The organism is Litorivicinus lipolyticus (assembly GCF_009650135.1).
Lineage (GTDB): Bacteria > Pseudomonadota > Gammaproteobacteria > Pseudomonadales > Litorivicinaceae > Litorivicinus > Litorivicinus lipolyticus.
On sequence record NZ_CP045871.1, the window covers coordinates 247,347 to 265,642 of the forward strand.

Annotated in this window: 21 protein-coding genes; 12 read left to right on the top strand and 9 right to left on the bottom strand. The window is 58.6% G+C overall.

Translation table 11 applies throughout. The features are described from left to right. Positions 1–67 precede the first annotated feature (67 nt). From GH975_RS01275 to GH975_RS01290, 4 genes are read left to right on the top strand one after another with little or no spacing between them, the layout of a single operon-like run. A complete protein-coding gene (locus GH975_RS01275) occupies positions 68–928 on the top strand; it encodes a formate dehydrogenase accessory sulfurtransferase FdhD (protein ID WP_153712769.1) in 861 nt (286 codons plus the stop codon). Next, positions 925–1,527: a molybdenum cofactor guanylyltransferase MobA gene (gene mobA / locus GH975_RS01280; RefSeq protein ID WP_153712770.1), complete on the top strand. Its 603-nt coding sequence runs from the start codon at positions 925–927 to the stop codon at positions 1,525–1,527. Before GH975_RS01275 ends, mobA begins: the two co-directional genes overlap by 4 nt. Next, positions 1,518–2,009: a molybdopterin-guanine dinucleotide biosynthesis protein B gene (gene mobB, locus GH975_RS01285; protein WP_153712771.1), complete on the top strand. Its 492-nt coding sequence runs from the start codon at positions 1,518–1,520 to the stop codon at positions 2,007–2,009. The genes mobA and mobB overlap by 10 nt, the downstream gene beginning before the upstream one ends. Then, entirely contained in the window at positions 2,006–3,259 is a 1,254-nt protein-coding gene (locus GH975_RS01290; protein ID WP_153712772.1) for a molybdopterin-binding protein, read from the top strand. Before mobB ends, GH975_RS01290 begins: the two co-directional genes overlap by 4 nt. Here GH975_RS01290 and GH975_RS01295 read toward each other — a convergent pair whose 3' ends face one another. The 4 genes from GH975_RS01295 to GH975_RS01310 all read right to left on the bottom strand — a co-directional run bounded on the left by GH975_RS01295 (position 3,260) and on the right by GH975_RS01310 (position 7,298). Beyond that, the gene (locus tag GH975_RS01295) at positions 3,260–3,736 is read right to left on the bottom strand and encodes a DUF6505 family protein (RefSeq protein ID WP_153712773.1); all 477 of its coding nucleotides are present in this window, start codon (positions 3,734–3,736) and stop codon (positions 3,260–3,262) included. It abuts the gene before it with no gap. Then, positions 3,733–4,440, bottom strand: a complete 708-nt coding sequence (locus tag GH975_RS01300; RefSeq protein WP_153712774.1) for a biotin/lipoate--protein ligase family protein — start codon at positions 4,438–4,440, stop codon at positions 3,733–3,735. Before GH975_RS01300 ends, GH975_RS01295 begins: the two co-directional genes overlap by 4 nt. Then, entirely contained in the window at positions 4,437–5,249 is an 813-nt protein-coding gene (locus GH975_RS01305) for an Mrp/NBP35 family ATP-binding protein (protein WP_211365860.1), read from the bottom strand. The genes GH975_RS01300 and GH975_RS01305 overlap by 4 nt, the downstream gene beginning before the upstream one ends. 72 nt (positions 5,250–5,321) lie before the next feature. Beyond that, positions 5,322–7,298 (bottom strand): 4Fe-4S binding protein, encoded by a 1,977-nt coding sequence (locus GH975_RS01310; RefSeq protein ID WP_153712776.1) that lies wholly within the window; start codon positions 7,296–7,298, stop codon positions 5,322–5,324. A 133-nt stretch (positions 7,299–7,431) separates the two neighbouring features. On the opposite strand from GH975_RS01310, the gene GH975_RS01315 reads away from it, so the two are divergent. The 8 genes from GH975_RS01315 (at position 7,432) to GH975_RS01350 (ending at position 14,866) form a co-directional block, all read left to right on the top strand. Further along, a complete protein-coding gene (locus GH975_RS01315) occupies positions 7,432–8,010 on the top strand; it encodes a DUF3305 domain-containing protein (RefSeq protein WP_153712777.1) in 579 nt (192 codons plus the stop codon). Further along, a complete protein-coding gene (locus GH975_RS01320; RefSeq protein ID WP_153712778.1) occupies positions 8,010–8,732 on the top strand; it encodes a DUF3306 domain-containing protein in 723 nt (240 codons plus the stop codon). Before GH975_RS01315 ends, GH975_RS01320 begins: the two co-directional genes overlap by 1 nt. 84 nt (positions 8,733–8,816) lie before the next feature. Continuing rightward, the gene (locus GH975_RS01325) at positions 8,817–9,431 is read left to right on the top strand and encodes a TorD/DmsD family molecular chaperone (protein WP_153712779.1); all 615 of its coding nucleotides are present in this window, start codon (positions 8,817–8,819) and stop codon (positions 9,429–9,431) included. Positions 9,432–9,743: 312 nt separating this feature from the next. After that, positions 9,744–12,629, top strand: coding sequence for a formate dehydrogenase subunit alpha (locus tag GH975_RS01335; RefSeq protein WP_153712781.1), 2,886 nt, complete (start codon positions 9,744–9,746; stop codon positions 12,627–12,629). 15 nt (positions 12,630–12,644) lie between these two features. Further along, positions 12,645–13,253, top strand: a complete 609-nt coding sequence (gene fdh3B, locus GH975_RS01340; RefSeq protein ID WP_153712782.1) for a formate dehydrogenase FDH3 subunit beta — start codon at positions 12,645–12,647, stop codon at positions 13,251–13,253. A gap of 89 nt (positions 13,254–13,342) precedes the next feature. Further along, positions 13,343–14,515 (top strand): formate dehydrogenase subunit gamma, encoded by a 1,173-nt coding sequence (locus tag GH975_RS01345; RefSeq protein ID WP_153712783.1) that lies wholly within the window; start codon positions 13,343–13,345, stop codon positions 14,513–14,515. Then, complete coding sequence (locus tag GH975_RS12215) at positions 14,512–14,640, top strand: hypothetical protein (RefSeq protein ID WP_272482788.1); 129 nt, start codon at positions 14,512–14,514, stop codon at positions 14,638–14,640. The genes GH975_RS01345 and GH975_RS12215 overlap by 4 nt, the downstream gene beginning before the upstream one ends. After that, on the top strand, positions 14,624–14,866 hold the full coding sequence (locus tag GH975_RS01350) for a sulfurtransferase TusA family protein (protein ID WP_153712784.1): 243 nt from the start codon (positions 14,624–14,626) through the stop codon (positions 14,864–14,866). The genes GH975_RS12215 and GH975_RS01350 overlap by 17 nt, the downstream gene beginning before the upstream one ends. On the opposite strand, the gene GH975_RS01355 is transcribed toward GH975_RS01350, so the two are convergent. Genes GH975_RS01355 through GH975_RS01375 form a run of 5 tightly spaced genes read right to left on the bottom strand, consistent with a single transcriptional unit; the run spans position 14,863 to position 18,273 of the window. After that, positions 14,863–15,660 (bottom strand): substrate-binding domain-containing protein, encoded by a 798-nt coding sequence (locus tag GH975_RS01355; RefSeq protein WP_153712785.1) that lies wholly within the window; start codon positions 15,658–15,660, stop codon positions 14,863–14,865. The two genes, GH975_RS01350 and GH975_RS01355, sit on opposite strands and share 4 nt — an antisense overlap. Positions 15,661–15,669: 9 nt before the next feature. Then, positions 15,670–16,380, bottom strand: a complete 711-nt coding sequence (locus tag GH975_RS01360) for an ATP-binding cassette domain-containing protein (RefSeq protein ID WP_153712786.1) — start codon at positions 16,378–16,380, stop codon at positions 15,670–15,672. Continuing rightward, positions 16,373–17,068: an ABC transporter permease gene (locus tag GH975_RS01365; protein WP_153712787.1), complete on the bottom strand. Its 696-nt coding sequence runs from the start codon at positions 17,066–17,068 to the stop codon at positions 16,373–16,375. Before GH975_RS01365 ends, GH975_RS01360 begins: the two co-directional genes overlap by 8 nt. 6 nt (positions 17,069–17,074) lie before the next feature. Next, positions 17,075–17,365, bottom strand: a complete 291-nt coding sequence (locus GH975_RS01370; RefSeq protein ID WP_153712788.1) for a hypothetical protein — start codon at positions 17,363–17,365, stop codon at positions 17,075–17,077. Continuing rightward, a complete protein-coding gene (locus GH975_RS01375; protein WP_153712789.1) occupies positions 17,365–18,273 on the bottom strand; it encodes an SPFH domain-containing protein in 909 nt (302 codons plus the stop codon). Before GH975_RS01375 ends, GH975_RS01370 begins: the two co-directional genes overlap by 1 nt. Between the last annotated feature and the right edge of the window lie 23 nt (positions 18,274–18,296).

Genomic DNA, 18,296 nt, shown 5'->3' on the forward strand with positions numbered 1-18,296 from the left:
TTGCGTCTCGCCTTTGGCGCCGTGGCGCGCTAGGGTATTGGGCTACTCCAATAACAAGCACACACCCATGGCAGCTATCTTTCCCAACCCGAATGACCCCAAATTGTCGCGTCGCCTGCAAGGGATCGACGAGCGCGGTCATCCTTACGAAACCTCGGTGATCGAGGAGCGTCCGCTGACGATTTACTTGAATCGCCAGGAAATTGTCACCGCCATGACCATTGGTGACTACCCGGAATATCTAGCCCTCGGCTTTTTATTGAACCAAGGCATGTTGGGGGCGGCCGATCGTGTCACCGCGATCGACTTTGATCCGGAACTCGAAGTAGTCGTGGTGCGCACGGCTGGACCGACCGACGTCGAAGACAAGCTTGAAAAGAAAACCCGCACATCGGGGTGCGCCGTCGGGACCGTATTTGGCGACATGATGGCAGGCCTGGACGGCCTGGTGCTGGCGCAAACGGCGGTCAAAACCAGTTCGTTTTACGATCTGAGCTACAAAATTAACCACACCCCCAGCCTGTATATGGAAACCGGTGCCATCCACGGCACCGCCCTGTGCCAGGGAAGCGAGGTGCTGGCCTATATGGAAGACGTTGGACGTCACAATGCGGTCGACAAGATCGCCGGCTGGATGCGCATGAATGACATCAGCGCGCACGACAAAGTGCTCTACACGACTGGCCGACTGACTTCGGAAATGGTCATTAAGACAGCCTTGATGGGCATCCCAACCTTGATCAGTCGCTCCGGATTTACCGCCTGGGGTGTCGACATTGCCCGCCAGGTCGGGCTGACACTGGTGGGTCGCATGCGCGGGCGTAAATTTACCTGTTTAAGTGGCCAGCAGCGCCTGGAATTTGATCAGGACCTGGACCAGGTCGCGGACGAAAGCCGCGGCATGCGCCGCAAGGGCGCCGAATCATGAACGAGGTCGGCGTGATTTTGGCGGGCGGCCAAGCCCGACGCATGGGCGGCGGTGACAAGGGCCGACTGCGGCTGGGGTCGACCAGCCTAATCGAGCAGGTGATCGCGCGCGCCGAGCCTCAGCTTGATCGACTTATTTTGAATGCCAACGGCGACCTCGGCCGCTTTGACGACCTCGGTTTGGTCTGCGTGGCCGACAGCATCGGCGACTACCCGGGGCCGCTGGCCGGCGTTTTGGCGGCCATGGACTGGGCCGCCGAGCACCAAGTCGAGTGGGTCGTCAGCGTCGCCGCCGACACACCATTTTTCCCCTTGGATTTGGTCGAGCGTCTGCGTGCAACCGGGGCGCCGGTGACCTTGGCGGCGACACCGGATCCACAGCGCGGGCGCCTGCCACAGCCAACCTTTGGCCGCTGGCGCGTGGATTTGCGCGACGATTTGCGCGCCGCGCTGAACGACGGGGTGCGCAAAATTCGCCAATGGACCCAGCGCCACGGCGAGGCATTGGTCGTGTTTGAGACCGATCCGATGGACCCATTTTTCAACATCAATACCCAGGCGGACTTGGCGCGGGCATCGGAGCTGCTGGCATGCAAATAATCGGCGTGGTCGGCTGGAAAAATTGCGGCAAGACGACTCTGGCTACGCGGCTGATCACGGCGTTGTCTGAGCGTGGGCTGCGCGTTAGCAGCATTAAACACGCTCACCACGCGGTCGATGTCGACCAGCCAGGGACCGACAGTTACCGCCATCGCCAAGCCGGCGCCGGCGAAGTAATTTTGGCCAGCGCTAACCGCGTGGCCCTGATGCAAGAGCTAGGCGATGCGCCGGAACCGGATCTGGACGAATTGGTCGCGCGATTGTCGCCCTGCGACTGGGTCGTGGTCGAGGGCTACAAGGCCGGCAGCCATGCCAAGATCGAAGCCTATCGCAGCCTGTGTTCGCACCGGCCCTTGTATCTAAACGACCCCGCTGTGGTTGCGGTCGCCAGTGATCATGCGACCGACTATGCGGGTCAGACTTTTGATTTGGACGATATTGAAGCCATGGTTGGCTGGCTATTAACGCGGGATCCACGATGAGCGCAGCACCGTTACGAAATGATTGTTTTGCCCTACCACCGGGCGTTAATTGGACGCCGTTAAACGAGGCGTTGGAGCGGTTGGCAGCGCGCCTGCACCCGGTTGTCGAATCGGCTGGGGCTGTTGCTCTGGCGGATGCGGTCGGCCGTGTTCTGGCGGTTGACGCCGTGGCCCAGCGGGCTCACCCACCCAGCAGTAATTCGGCGGTCGACGGTTACGCATTTTTAGGACCTATTAGCGAAGTGCCGACACGTCTTCCTTTAATCGATGGTCGCAGCGCCGCGGGCGTTCCTTACGACGGCACGGTGGCGGCCGGCCAGGCTATCCGCATTTTGACCGGCGCGGTGATGCCGACGGGCACCGACACCGTGGCGTTGGACGAAGACAGCGAGCTGGTTGACGGCGGTTTGCTGTTGCGCGGCACCTTAAAGGCGGGCGCCAATCGGCGCAAAGCCGGCGAGGACATTCAGGTTGGCGATGTTATCGTCGCCGCCGGCACGCGCTTGAATGCCACGCACATAGCAGTCTTGGCCAGTGTCGGCATGGGCGCGGTCGAGGTCTATCGGCCACTACGCGTGGGGGTGCTGTCGACCGGCGACGAGGTCAAGCCGGTCGGCGCTGCGGTCAGCGACCACCAAATTTACGACGCAAACCGGCCGATGTTGCACGCCTTGGTCGCGCGCCTGGGTTACCAGGTGGTCGACTTGGGTCATGCCATGGATCGCGCAGAGGACGTTCAGGCGGCCTTGGATCGTGGCGCTGAGCAGTGTGATTTGGTGCTGACCTCGGGCGGTATTTCGGCCGGCGACGAGGACCACGTGTCGAGAGTGTTAAAGCGCGACGGCGAAATTAGTAACTGGCGTATCGCGCTGAAACCCGGGCGTCCGCTGGCGTTGGCTATGTACCGCCAAACCCCGGTGGTCGGTTTGCCCGGCAATCCGGTGGCCGCGTGGGTGTGTGCGTTGCGATTTGGTGCGCCGGCGATGTCGGTGTTGGCCGGCGCAGGCTGGTTTGAACCGACCAGTTTCATGGTGCCGGCGGCCTTTAGTAAGCGCAAAAAGCCCGGGCGCAGTGAATTTTTGCGCGCGCGTATGGTTCAGGGTTCGGCCGAGGCCTTTGGGTCTGAAGGGTCCGGCCGAGTGACCGGGCTGGCCTGGTCGGACGGTTTGGTGGAATTGGACGAGGGTGCCGATCAAATTGAACCGGGCACCCCCGTGCGTTATATCCCCTACACCAGCTTTGGGCTGTAGTTAGTCGTAGCTGCCGTGGACCGCGAAGGCCTCCAGCGAGGCCGACTCGGGGGCGCGGCTGCGGTAGGTTTCTTCGACGCCGGTCTCGGTCAGTTCGCGGCTGACCATCAACAAGGTGTTGTCCTCAAAGTCCTCGCACATCTCGCTCATCTGCTGAATTTCTTCGCAGGCGACCGGGTAGGCGGCGTCGATGTCCGGGGCGCCGTAAATTTCGACAAAGGTTTGGGCCAACGTCCGGCGCAGTGTTTCCAGCTCGTTTTCGGTGATGCTGGTAACGCCAACGAAGCTGGCGCGGCCGGCGGATTCTACGCTGTACCACCCATTCGAGAAGGCCTGCTTGGCTTTGCCTGTCAGTTCGCTGGGCTGCCAGTTTGAAAACTCAAAGCCACCGGAAATAGCCCATTCGCCGCTGGCGGCGGGGTTTTCGAAGACGTTTTGATCCGACACATCCAGCCGGAGAGTGCGAGCGAGTTTCATGCGGGCTCCGCGTAATCAATCAGGCTCAGGGTTTGGGTCATGCCGCCCTGACGCATCAACATATGGCCGTCCTCGTCCAAGCCCACTAGTGTGCCGCTGAGGGGGTACTCGGTGTCGTGACCGAGGGTGTCACAGCGCGGGCGCCATTCGTTATGAACGCGCTCGAACCCGCTGTTGATGTAGTAGGTCAGCCATAGCAACGTGTGCTTTGACCAGCTTTCCAGCAGCGCCATCGGCGTCACTTCCCCACAGCCTTCGTCGTGCAAGGTGGTTTGGTCCGGGGTTGCGCCGGGTTCGGTTCGGGTGTTTAAAAAAGGCACGTCGATGCCGATTACCAGCCAGTTCGGATTGGAATCCGCTTCGGTGGTTTCTGCGGCAAAGCGCACGCGCCCACACAGCGCACCGTTAACCTTGATCCGGTCGGGCCAGACAAAGTGAATGGGCACCTCGGGTGGGGCCAGGGCGCCGAGGCTCTCAGCCAGGCCGATCTGAGCCACGTAGACGGCCTGCATGGCCTCGGTCAGGTTACCTTCCGGGGCCAGTACTAACGCCGCTTTTAAGCAGTCGATCGCTTCGGAATAAAAAATAGACCCCGAATCGACGCCGGCTACCGCACGCGAGATCGCTTTGGCAAAGGGGTCAACGCCGGGCTTGACCGCTTCGCCGCGCAGCAGCGGCGGAAACAGTGGGCTGTCGGTATTCATAGGATGGCCTGGGCGTAGGTTTCAGATGCGACGATAGCGTCAGCCAGGTCTTGAAAGGCTTTCGACTGAGGGCTGTCGGGTTTGGATACGACAATAGGGACGCCGCCATCCGACCCGATCCGGATGTCCAAATCTAATGGAATTTCGCCCAGGAAGGGCGCGCCGATCTTTTCGGCCTCGGCACGTGCGCCGCCGGATCCAAAGGGGTGGTGCGTTTTGCCGCAGCCGTCACACACGAACGAGGCCATGTTTTCAATCAGGCCAAATAGCGGCACTTCTAAGCGTTTGAACATGTCGATGCCCTTGCGCGCGTCCATCAGCGCGATGTCCTGGGGCGTGGACACGACCACGGCGCCGGCGACAAAAAACTTTTGGCTCAGGGTCATTTGGACGTCGCCAGTGCCCGGCGGCAGATCGACCAACAATACGTCCAGCTTGCCCCAGTCGACCTGGTTCATCATTTGCTCCAGCGCGCCCATCAGCATCGGCCCACGCCAGATGATGGCTTCGTCGTCCGGCGTCATCAGCCCGAGCGACATCAGTGTGACGCCATGGTTACGCAGGGGCAAAATGGTGTGCCCGTCAGGGCTGGATGGCCGGCCCGAAACGCCCAACATGCGCGGTTGGCTGGGTCCGTAAACGTCGGCATCGAGCAAGCCGACTTTCAGGCCTTTGGAGGCTAGGGCAACGGCCAAATTTGATGACACTGTTGATTTACCAACGCCGCCCTTGCCCGAGGCAATGGCGATGATACGGTCGATCCCTTCGGGATTTTTGTCCTGCGGACGCGGTGCGTCGGTTGCGATCATGTTGTCGTTGGCGCCGGTGCTGGCGTCGGTGAACTGAACCATGGTGTTTCCTTAAATTCTGAGCGGTCTAAGTTAGCTGTCTAGGTAGTCGTCCGTGGTCCGCACGCGCGGCCGGGTGCCGGCAGCCATGGGCGAGTTTTCGCTGTGGTACTGGGCTTTGACGCGGCAGTTATCACACATTTTGACCAGCTGAACGTTATCCGAGTTGGTGAACATCCAGTGCTTGTCTTCGAGCTTTTCAACAATCCTGTTGATGGTGCTGGCGACGCCGAATGGAACCCCGCAGCCGATACATTCAAAGGGCTCCTCGCCGTGCAGTGCACGATGATTCAGGGCGTCTTTGGACAGATCCAGTTGCGGTTGCAAGGTGATAGCATTTTCAGGGCAGGTGCTTTCGCACACACCGCACTGGACGCAGGCGTTCTCGGTGAACTGAATTTCCGGTCGCTCCGGGTGATCGCCCAAGGCGCCGGTCGGGCACAGCGAAACACAGGCCAGGCACAGGGTGCAGGCGTCGGCATTGACGTTGATGGCGCCATAGGGCGCGCCCAGCGGCAGCGCGATCGGTGCGGCATCGGAGGGCGCCATGGCGGCCACCGCGACCCGGGTGATGTCGCGCCGGCCACCGACCAGCAACACCGGATCACCGGTACGTGAGCTGTGGGTGGCGGCAACGCTGAGTTGTTCGGCGGTAACAATCTGCAGGCGTGTGCGCGCTTGGCCGGCGCCTTCAATCATGGCCTGAGCCAGCGCCAGCTGTGGCGCCAAGGCGGCGCTGTCGGTGTCGGCGTCGGTCAAAATCAGCACTTCGCTGAATCCCGCCGCCAGTGCCGCCAGCATTTCAGCGTGACCGATGCCATCGACGTGCTCCATGCCCAGTGCAATCAGGTCATCCGCCAGTCCGTCGCCGTAGCGAGCGTTGTGTTGGATGGCTTTTTCGCCGGCTGGGGTGTGCAGCAACAAACGTGGGTTTTCGCCGCACTGGTCGCGGTAAGTTTTGGCCAGGGTGTCCATGGCTCGGGTCAGGTTTTCAAAGGGTGTTTCGGTCATCTTGACCGCTTGGGTCGGGCAGACCGCGGCGCATGAGCCGCACCCTGCACAGATATTAGAGTCGATTTCGACGAAATCGCCGGCTGAAAAAATGGCCTCGGTCGGGCACACGTCCAGGCACCGGGTGCAACCGGATTGCTTGGCCCGTGAGTGGGCGCACAGTGCCGTCTCGAGTTTGAAATAGACGGTCTTTTCAAAGGTCCCGACGCGTTCACGCGCGGTCAGGGCAATGCGTTCCAGTTCACCATCCAGGCTGGGATCGGCCCAAAAATAGCCGTTGCGCTTGTGGTGTGCGGGGAATGCGGGTTGCGTGCCGCGCAGGTCAATCAGCACGTCACAACTGGATTTGGCACTGGCTTGCACGGCTTCGGGGCGCAGTGCGCCACGGCCGGCCGGGTTCAGGGTCTCTAAGTTGGTAAATGACAGTTCAAAGCCACCCAGTGCGCCACTGGCATCGCTGAGCTGGCCGCGTGCGACATCGTAGGCGTCGGACGGCAATTGGATCGGGCCGCCATCGCTGACTACGCAGCTGACACCCAGGTCATCCTTTAATAGCTCGGCCATGGCGATGGCGCGGTCGGTCGGCCCAACGATGCAGCAAATGCCGGCGGATTCGATGGTTTTGATCGGCGCCATGGCCTGGGGCAGTTGCGCCGCAGCCAACAGGGCCGCTTGTTTGGCGTGGATCCGCGCCGGTTTGGCATCGCCGGCGCTCCAGCCGGCGCGGTCGCGCAAATCAATGGTGTAGAGCGACGCGCTATGCCCCGTTTCGTCCTGGATTTCGTCGGCCAGGCGTTCAAACAGCGCCGTCTGTTGGCCGCAACCGATAATGATGTCGTTGGTGGCGCTCAGGTGTTCGGCCGCCAGCTTCATGTCGTCTGTGCACAGGTTATCGACAGACAGCACCTGTTCGGCGCCGGCAATAATCTTGAGTTGCTCGGGGCTGAAGGTTTGGCTTTGGTCGCACGAGCAGAGCAAGAGGGTTTTTCTAGCTGACATCTGCGGGGGTCTCATTCATAGTTATAGTTGATTGAGTCGAGAATGCCACAACCAGGTGGTGGCTGACGAGTGCGAATAGGTCGCAACACGTTTAATGCCGTATATTTGCCAAATAAGAAAAAAGAGCAGACGCATGAGTAGTCGAACCGCAAATTGGAAACGCGAGTTGCCCGTCGGGGTCATCGTACGAAAAAGTCCTGGCGTGACCCAATGGGTGCGTGAAATTTGGACCCCGATCGGGGTAATCCCGGGTGCGCCGGACGAGCATTGGAAAGTCTTGGTCGACGACGAGGTCAATACCGACTTTCACGCCGGAACCGTGACGATGGAGCTGCACCGTGCCGACGTTGAGGCCTACTTGGTGTCGCTGAATATGGCGCGGCCGTCGGTGTGGGTCGTTTTGGACAAAGACGAAACCGATCAGTCTCCCAGCGGATGGTTTGTCAGTGCGGTAACCGCCAGTGCTTACGAGGCTCAGGATTCGCTGGACAGCGGTGAGAGCATTGTCGAGGCGGTGCCGATCCCTGAGTCTTTGGCGGCCTGGATCCAGGAGTTTGTTGATCTGCATTACATCGAAGAGCCGTTTAAAAAGCGCAAGCGTGATAAGCATCGGGTCGATTTGGTCGAGGACGGCAAGGGTGACGCGCGTATCGCGCAGGTCAGTGACGTGTTTCGGGCTCCTGGCACACAGAAAAAGAACCGGTTGCACTGATGAGTGAGTCACGTTTCTCGCGCTGGTCGCGCCGCAAAACCGAGGCTCGGGTCGAGCAGGCCCGGGATCCGGCCGAGATCGCCGCCGAACAGGCAGAGGTTGAGGCCCAAGCCGCCGAGGCCGAGGCGGTTAAGAGCGAGCTTGAGATCAATGAGAGCCTCAGCGACGCCGAGGTCATAGAGAAGTACGCCTTGCCTGACCCGGACGCGCTGGAGTTGGGGTCGGACATTACTGGGTTTTTGCGTCAGGAGGTGCCGGAGCTGTTGCGCCGGCGTGCGCTGCGGGCGTTTTGGAAGACCAACCCCGTGTTGGCGTGCCTGGACGGTCTTAACGACTACGACGAAGACTTTACCGACGCGGCGACCGCGATGAAGGGGTTCCAGACCATCTATAAAGTCGGCGAAGGGCTGGTCGACAAGTCCAAAACCAAGGCTTTAGCTGCTGAAGCAGAAGCCGCCAGAATTGAAGCCGAAGCTGCCAGAATTGAAGTGGAGGCTGTCAACCTTGAGGCGCAGCCGGCGGCGTTGGCGCAGTCCGAGTCCGAGTCCGAGTCCGAGTCCGAGTCCGAGTCCGAGTCCGAGTCCGAGTCCGAGTCCGATCGTGTCGGCGCGATGGCGGAGGCCGCCCCGGCTTTCCCAGCCAAGAGCGACGGGGTTGAGCGGGACGAGATAGAAGGTGATGTGGCGCCGCGTTATCGGCCGCGTATGCGCTTCACGCCATAGCGAAAACGCTTGAATCTGTCTTTGAGTGCGGGTAAAAACAAGTTGTCGAGTTGTAACTGTATAAAAACTAATAAGGATTGACCCTTGGCTGAATCTGCCGTCCAGACCCATTGCCCACGCTCCGTGAGCGACGAAGACCGTGCTCGCGCACAGGTTTATCGGCTACTGGCAGCCCTGTTAAGTGAGTCACCGAGCGATGAGTTATTGACCGGATTGGCGGCATTGAGCGGCGATGACACGGCCTTGGGCCGCGCGTCCCAGGATGTCGCGCGACTGGCCGGACGCTCCAAAGCGGTCGACGTGAACCTTGAATTTAATGCCTTGTTCGTCGGCCTCGGGCGCGGCGAACTGTTGCCCTACGCCAGTTATTACCTGACCGGCTTTTTAAACGAAAAGCCGCTCGCGGACCTGCGCACGGATTTGATGAACCGCGGCGTTAAAAGCCGTGATGAGGTGGTCGAGCCCGAAGATCATATTGGCACGCTGTGCGAAATCATGGCCGGCTTGATCACTGATGAATATGCCTGCGACAGCGACGTCGCCTCTCAAAAAGCCTTCTTCGATGCGCACATCGCAGCTTGGGCGAAACTGTTTTTTACCGATTTGGAAGGAGCGCAAAACGCCGTCTTTTATGGCCCGGTGGGATCACTGGGTCGCGTCTTTATGGACGTGGAAGCCGACGCTTTTGCAATTCAATAACGGGGAATTTCCCCATCATCAGGTGGAGGTGTCCAATGGACGACCAGAAGCGTGAAAATAGCCGGCGCAATTTTTTGCGTTTGGCAGCAACGGCCGCCCCGGCAGCCGTCGCAGTGGCGGTAGCGCCCAAGGCAGCAGCAGCGGTTCAACCCGCAGTTAAGAGCAGCGGCCTGCGCGACACTGAGCACACACGTAAGTACTTGGAATCAGCTCGTTTTTGATTAATTAACCTACCGGGCATTAGGTTGCGAAAGGCTCTATTACCCGGCGTTATTTGACCAACGAGATAACTAAAACATTGAGGAATCGATCATGTTAAGGAAGAAAACCAACGGGGTTGCGAAAGGCTCCCGTGCGGGCTCTTTGCTTTCATCACTCGGCGCCAAGACTGTCGACCGTCGTGCTTTCTTAAGCGCATCCGGTGTGGCAGTGGGTGGATTGGCAGCGTTGTCGCTGACATCAACTCGCGTACAGGCAGCAACGCCCGTCACAGGCGGCGGCGACGTCGTCCGTAAGAAAACCGTTTGTACCCACTGCTCGGTCGGTTGTACCGTCGAAGCGGAAGTTCAAAACGGCGTCTGGACCGGTCAAGAACCGGGTTGGGACAGCCCCTTCAACTTGGGCGCCCACTGTGCCAAAGGCGCAGCGGTTCGCGAAGCAGCACACAGCGAACGCCGTCTGAAGCACCCGATGAAATTGGTCGACGGCCAATGGCAAAAGATCTCGTGGGATCAGGCCATTAACGAAGTCGGCGACAAGATGTTGGACATCCGCGAGAAAAGCGGGCCGGACAGCGTGTACTGGTTGGGTTCAGCCAAGTTCTCGAACGAGCAGGCGTACCTGTATCGCAAGTTCGCGGCGTACTGGGGCACTAACAACGTTGACCACCAGGCGCGTATTTGTCACTCGACCACGGTTGCTGGCGTTGCCAACACCTGGGGCTACGGGGCGATGACTAACTCGTACAACGACATTCACAAATCGAAAGCGATTTTCTTGATCGGTGGTAACCCCGCCGAAGCGCACCCGGTTTCGTTGCTGCACATCCTGAAAGCCAAAGAAGAAAACAACGCTCCCGTCATCGTTTGTGACCCGCGCTTCACGCGCACGGCCGCTCACGCTGATGAATACGTTCGTTTCCGTCCGGGCTCAGACGTTGCATTGGTCTGGGGCATCCTGTGGCACATCTTCGAAAACGGCTGGGAAGACAAAGAATTCATCCGTACCCGCGTTTACGGCATGGACGATATCCGTGACGAAGTCGCGCGTTGGAATCCCGAAGAAGTCGAGCGGGTAACCGGTGCGCCGGGTGCTCAGCTTGAGCGCGTTGCTCGCACGCTGGCCAACAACCGTCCGGGCACCGTGATTTGGTGTATGGGTGGTACTCAGCACACCAACGGCAACAACAACACCCGTGCTTACTGCATCTTGCAGCTTGCGCTGGGCAACATGGGTGTCGCCGGTGGCGGTACTAACATCTTCCGTGGCCACTGCAACGTTCAGGGTGCGACGGATTTGGGTGTTCTAGCCGACACGCTGCCGGGTTACTACGGTTTGGCCGCGGGCTCTTGGGCTCACTGGGCACGTGTTTGGGACGAAGACCTGGACTGGATGAAAGGCCGCTTCGCGACCATGGACAAGGACGGCAAGTCCAAGCCCATGATGAACGAAAAAGGTATCCCGGTTTCGCGTTGGATCGACGGTGTTTTGGAAGCCAAGGAAAACCTAGGCCAGCCGGACAACACGCGCGCTATGGTGCTGTGGGGCCACGCGCCCAACTCGCAGACCCGTATGCTGGAAATGAAGGAAGCCATGGAGAAACTCGACCTGTTGGTTGTAGTCGATCCCTTCCCGACCGTGTCTGCGGTATTGCATGACCGCAAAGACGGCGCGTACTTGCTGCCCTCGACGACTCAGTTCGAGAACGCAGGTTCTGTGACCGCGTCGAACCGCTCGCTCCAGTGGCGTGAGAAAATCGTCGAGCCGCTGTTTGACTCCAAGGTTGACCACGAAATCATCAAGTTGTTCGCGGACAAATTTGGTTTCACCGATCGGATGTTCCGTAACATTGCCATTGAAGGCGATATTCCGGTGACCGAAGACATCACCCGTGAATTCAACGGCGGTATGTGGACAATCGGTTACACCGGTCAGTCGCCCGAGCGCATTAAGAAGCACATGGCTAACCAGCACCATTTCGATCGCACCACCTTGCGTGCGGTAGGCGGACCCTGCGATGGCGACATCTACGGTATGCCATGGCCTTGCTGGGGCACCGCGGAAATGAACCACCCGGGTACACCGAACCTGTACGACATGTCGTTGCCGGTTTCTGAGGGTGGCTTGACCTTCCGTGCGCGTTTCGGTGTCGAACGTGATGGCACCAACTTGTTGGCCGATGGGGTTTACTCCAAGAACTCGGACATCAAAGACGGTTACCCGGAATTCACCATGCAAATGCTGATGGATTTGGGTTGGGATTCTGAGTTGACTGCCGATGAACGCGCCAGCATTGACGCCGTAGCCGGTCCTAAGACTAACTGGAAGACTGACTTGTCCGGTGGCATCCAGCGTGTTGCGATCAAGCACGAGTGTGCTCCCTTTGGTAATGCCAAAGCGCGCGCCGTGGTTTGGAACTTCCCGGATCCGGTCCCGGTTCACCGCGAGCCGCTGTACACCAACCGTCGCGATTTGGTCGAAGATTACCCGACCTACGCCGACAAGAGCTTCTGGCGTGTCCCGACCTTGTATGAGTCCATCCAAAAGAAGGACTTTTCTAAGGAATTCCCCATCATCCTGACATCCGGCCGTTTGGTCGAATACGAAGGCGGTGGTGACGAGTCACGTTCGAACCCGTGGTTGGCTGAATTGCAGCAGGAAATGTTCATCGAGGTGAATACGCGTGATGCGAATAACCTGAACATTCGTGACGGCAAGGACGTTTGGGTCTCCGGTCCCGAAGGCGGTCGAATCAAAGTTAAAGCGATGGTCACAGAGCGGGTTGGCGAGGGCGTTGCCTTCATGCCGTTCCACTTCGGTGGTCACTTAGAGGGCAAGGATTTGCGGGATAAGTACCCGACAGGTTCTGATCCGATCGTGCTGGGTGAATCCACCAACACGATTCAAACTTACGGGTACGACTCGGTCACGCAAATGCAAGAGACCAAGGCAACCCTGTGCGCAATCATGCCCGCCTAATAGGAGATGTAGACCATGGCACTTGAAGGACAAGCACGCGCAAAGTTCCTTTGCGACGCTGAACGCTGCATCGAATGTAATGCTTGCGTAACAGCCTGTAAAAACGAGCACGAAGTACCCTGGGGTATCAATCGTCGCCGTGTGGTCACCGTCGAAGACGGTAAGCCCGGCGAACGGTCGATCTCGGTGGCCTGTATGCACTGTTCCGACGCACCCTGCATGGCAGTGTGCCCGGTGGATTGCTTCTACCAGACCGATGACGGTGTGGTATTGCACTCCAAAGACCTGTGTATTGGTTGTGGTTACTGCTTCTACGCTTGCCCATTTGGCGCGCCTCAGTTCCCGCAAGCGGGTAACTTTGGATCACGCGGCAAGATGGACAAATGCACATTCTGTGCAGGTGGACCGGAAGAAGACAACTCAACGGTTGAGTTCGCGAAATACGGACGTAACCGCATCGCAGAGGGCAAATTGCCGATCTGTGCCGAGATGTGTTCAACCAAGGCATTGCTGGCCGGCGACGGCAACGACGTCTCGGACATCTATCGCCAGCGTGTCGTGAACCGTGGTTTCGGTTCGGGCGCATGGGGATGGGGTACGGCCTACGAGAAGAAGGGCGGCTGATTTAGCCTCTCTATTATCGGGGCCTTCGGGCCCCGGTATGCAAGGACGCCACCGAACCCTTTTTTTTTGAAACCTACTGGGTATCAAACATGAGTATTAAATTATTCGGTGCGGCAGTGCTTGCACTGTTCACCATTGTGTCCAGCCCTAGCTGGGCGGAAGACGCAGCTGTTGTCGACCGTAGCTCAACTGGCGGCGCACAAAACCTGCAAGATATTATGGCCCGTCAGGCTCAGATCAAGGTTGATGAAACCTTCCGATCTGGCAACCTGGGCGATGCCAATCAAGCGGCCTCAACCACACAATCGTTGGGCACCAACGGCGGTCGATCCGACGCCGATATTTATCGTGGGATTCGTTATAACGAAGCCGATATCACCCTACAAAATAAAGCCGCGGCTGCTGAGGTCTTGATCCAAGACGGCGGCATGAAGTGGTACGAAGTGCGCCAAGGCCCGCTGATCACATACGGTGGCGGTGCATTGCTGGGCATTATCGCGTTACTGGTTGTGTTCTATTTTGCACGCGGGCGCATAATGATCGACGGTGGTCCTGCCGGCACCACGATTCAGCGTTTCAAAGCGATTGAACGTTTTGGCCACTGGCTATTAGCCGGTTCCTTTGTCGCGCTGGGCGTAACGGGTTTGTTGACCTTGATGGGGCGCAGCTTCCTGATCCCGGTCATGGGCCACGATGCCTTTGCGGCCATGGCGTCGGTGTCCAAGTGGGTGCATAACAACATTGCCTGGGCTTTTATGCTGGGTCTGGTGATGACCTTTGTCATGTGGGTGGCACACAACATTCCGAACAAATTGGACTGGGCATGGATCAAGGCGGGTGGCGGTATTTTTACCAAGTCACACCCCTCGGCTAAGAAATTTAACGCCGGCCAAAAGATTATCTTTTGGACCGTAATGCTACTCGGATTCTCGGTGTCGCTATCTGGTTTGTCGCTGTTGTTCCCGTTCGAAATCCACATGTTCGCCAAGACCTTTGCGCTGATTAACAGCGTGATCGGAACTGAACTACCGACGGTGTTGGCACCGCACGAAGAAATGCAGATGGCCAACATTTGGCACTCGATTGTGGCCTTTGTAATGATGGTGGCGATTATCGCTCACATCTACATCGGTTCGGTCGGCATGGAAGGCGCGTACGACGCCATGGGCAACGGTCAGGTCGATTTGGAATGGGCCCGCCAGCACCACGACTTGTGGGTCGCCGAAGTCGAAGCTGAACAGGCTAAAGGGGACAAGTCATGAAGGTGATGCTGTCGGCGTTTATCGCTGCGTTTGTGATTGCCTACGGCGCCACTGTGGTGCTTGGGGAACTGGGTTGGTCGTCCGCTGAGCAGACCTCGTCTGCGACCAGTGTCCGACTCGACTGATGAAGTGGCATTGCAGGTCGACGCGGTCGGCCTGCTGTGCCCCTTGCCTATCTTGCGGCTGGTCAAGCGTACCCGCGGCTTAGCCGCGGGCACATTAGTCGATTTTCTGGCCGATGATCCAAGTGGTCGCAAGGATTTGGACGTGCTGTGCCAGCTTCGCGGGCACCAGTTAGAACAGATCGAAACACGCGACGGTGTGACCACCTATCGCGTGCGTTTAGGCTAGTTCGCGTTCGGAAAGAACAGCGGCTTGCCGTCAACCTGGTAGGCCGCAATCGCGGCCTGTCCTTTGTCTGAAATCAACCAATCACGGAATCGAATAGCCCCGTCTTTGTTGACGCTGGGACAGGTCACTGGATTGACCGGTATCACCCCGTATTGGTTGAACAGCGCCGCGTCGCCTTCGAATTGAATCTGGGCGTCTTGCTTGTTTCCAAATTTAAGCCAGGTGGCACGGTCGGTCATGACGTAAGCACCGACGCCGATGCCGGTGTTCAGGGTTGCGCCCATGCCGCTGCCGGTTTCCAAGTACCAATCACCTGATCCGGGCAAGGGGTCAATGCCCGCGGCGCGCCATAGCGCTTGTTCTTTTTTATGGGTGCCGGAGTCGTCACCGCGTGACGCGAACTTGGCGCCACTCGCTTGAATCCGATTTAGGGCATCAGCCGCATCGGCGGCATTTGCCAAGCCCGCCGGATCGCCTGCGGGGCCAATGATGACAAAATCGTTGTACATCAGATTGTGGCGTTCGAGGCCGTAGCCCTCGCTGACGAACTTTTCTTCAGCAGCCTTGGCGTGGACCAATAACACGTCGCCATCGCAGCGCATGGCGTTTTTAATCGCTTGCCCGGTGCCGACTGCGACGACATTGACCGTCAGGCCAAGATCACGCTGAATCAATGGCAGCAGGTAGTCGTAAAGTCCTGAATTTTTGGTTGAGGTGGTCGATTGAACAATGATCGACTCAGCCGCAGCACCAGTGCTGATCAGCACAGATAGTGCGATGACAGAGGGTTTCATGGTGGCTCCTTAGATCATGATTTTACCGGCCAGGTAGGCCTTGGCTTCATCGCTGCCGGGGGCACTAAAAAAGCCACGTGCCGAGCGCTGCTCGACCACACGGCCGTGACAAAGGAATATCACTTCGTCCGCCAAGCGTCGAGCTTGACCTTGGTCGTGGCTGACGAAAACCACCTTGGTACCTAGAAGATTTTGCTGTTTGACCAGGGACTCGATCAGGTAAACCGAGGCGGGATCCAGGCTGGCGGTGGCTTCATCGAGCAACAACAGCCCCGGCTTGCGCAGCAGCGCCCGTGCCAGTGCCAGACGCTGTTGCTCGCCGCCGGATAACATGCGTGCCGGCTGGTGCGCACGCGCGCCTAAATTGACTTTTTCGAGCGCGACCAGCAATGCCGCCGGATCTTGGGCGGCTAAGTCGGGCGCGGCGAACTCTAAATTCTGTAGCGCCGTTCGGCGCAGCAGCACCGGGTGTTGGAACACCATGGCCTGGGACTGACGGCGTTCCGCGAGCGGGCGGTTGGCCAGGTGGATAGTGCCGCTATCGGGACTGATTAGGCCATGAATACAGCGCAATAACAGGCTCTTGCCGGCGCCATTGGGGCCCATGATCATGCTGATCCCGGGTTCGCGAATGGTCAGGTTGATGTCGTCCAGCAAACGCCGTTCGCCCTTGGTTAACGACAGTCCTTGAACGCGAATAGGCAGCGACTGTTCACGCATACTGGCGGGTCCGGGCAAATTCTTTGATCGCACCGACAGCGGCGTTCACGATCAGCGACAGCAGCAGCAAAATAATGCCCAGCCCAAGGGCTAAATCGAGGTTGCCGCGGGAGGTTTCCAGCGCAATGGTCGTGGTCATGACCCGGGTCAGGTGATCGATGTTGCCGCCGACGATAATGACCGCGCCAACTTCGGAAATAGCGCGCCCGAAGCCGGCCAAGATACAGGTCGTGAGGGCGTAGCGGGCGTCCCATAAATAGGCGCGGATGGCACGCCAGCCGCGTACCCCCAAGGACGTAAAGGTGTCGCGGTATTCGTTTTCCAAGTTCTCAATGACTTGGAAGGTCAAGGACACGATGATTGGTGTAATCAAAAAGACCTGAGCGATGATCATGGCCGTTGGTGTATACAGCAAACCCAGGACCCCAAGCGGCCCGGAACGGGACAGCAGTAAATACACCAATAGCCCGACCGCCACAGGGGGCATACCCATCATGGCGTTGGTCATGATGATCAGTGGGCGCCGCCCCGGGAAGTCATTGATCGCCAGATAGGTCCCCAGCGGTAAACCGACCAGGGTCGCCACCAATAGTGACATCAGGCTGACCCGGATCGATAACCACAGAATCTCGAACAAATCGGCGTCAAATCCGACAATTAAGGCGACCGCTTCGCGTAGGGCGTCCATGGCGTTTTAGTAGTCGTTAATGTCGGGCTGGTCGTCTTTGAGTTGGGCCACAATCGGCCGAATCGCTAAGACACAAATCAAGGCATAGACCCCGTACAGCACCACCAGAGTTTTCCAGTCCGCCAAGTCCATAAAACCAAAGGTCAGGCCAAAAGCCAGATTAATGGCGACGAAAAACGCGGCAAAGCCAAAGGGCAGCAGCATATATGCCAGCCCAAGTCCCATATCAGCGATCAGCGCTGCCAGTCCTGCCACGGTCCACACTTCCCAGTAATAGACCCACTCGCCCCCCAGCATCAGGCGTCGCCCTTCAATTGGTCGACCAGCGTCGACAGGCTGCCCAAAGTTTTGGTCACATCGGTCGGCATGATCAGGGTCTTGGCATTGTTCGACGAGGCCAGGGTTGCGATTGCGTCGACCTGGCGCTTGAGCACTTCGAACTCGACCGCGGCGCGACCATTTTGGTTGATCGCTTCGGCAATCAGTCGGGTTTGTTCGGCCTCGGCGTCGGCCGCGATCTTGACCGAGTAGGCGTCGGCGTCGGCTTCAACGCGGATGGCTTCGGCGGCACGCTGGGACTCATACAGGCGGGCGTCTGCGGCCAACTCGGTGGCTCGTTTAGCACCCTCGGCGGCGGCGATTTGAGCGCGACGTTGGCGTTCGGCGTTGAGCTGCTGGCGCTGGGCTTCTTTGGTTTGCTCGTCGACCATGATGTCGGTGACTTCGGTACGGGTGACTTCAATACCCCAGACCCCCGCGGCTTCGCCCAGGTTTGAGCTGATTTCAGTGTTCATGCTTTCACGGCTGGATTGCAGTTCGTCCAATTCGAGACGGCCGGCGGCGGAACGAACAATCGAAGTCGCCGCGGTAAACAGCGCCTTGTCGATTTCGCGGATTCGGTACACCGTAGCCGCGGCGTCAATCACGCGAAAAAACACGGTGGCCTTCAAATCCACTTCGACGTTGTCTTTGGTGATGACGGAAATGGTGAATTCCGGTAGTTGGCGCTCCAATATCGACACTTTATGGGCGACGCGGTTAACCAGCGGCACAATAAAGCTGACCCCGGCGGTTAGGGTTTGGGTATATTTACCGAATCGCTCGACCACAAAGACGTCCGATTGGGGCACGATCTTAAAGCCCATCAGTACAAATAAGACCGCCAGCGTCAAAACCAGCAGCGCAATAATCGATAGTAAGTCCATGGGGTACCTCGTTGATTGACTGT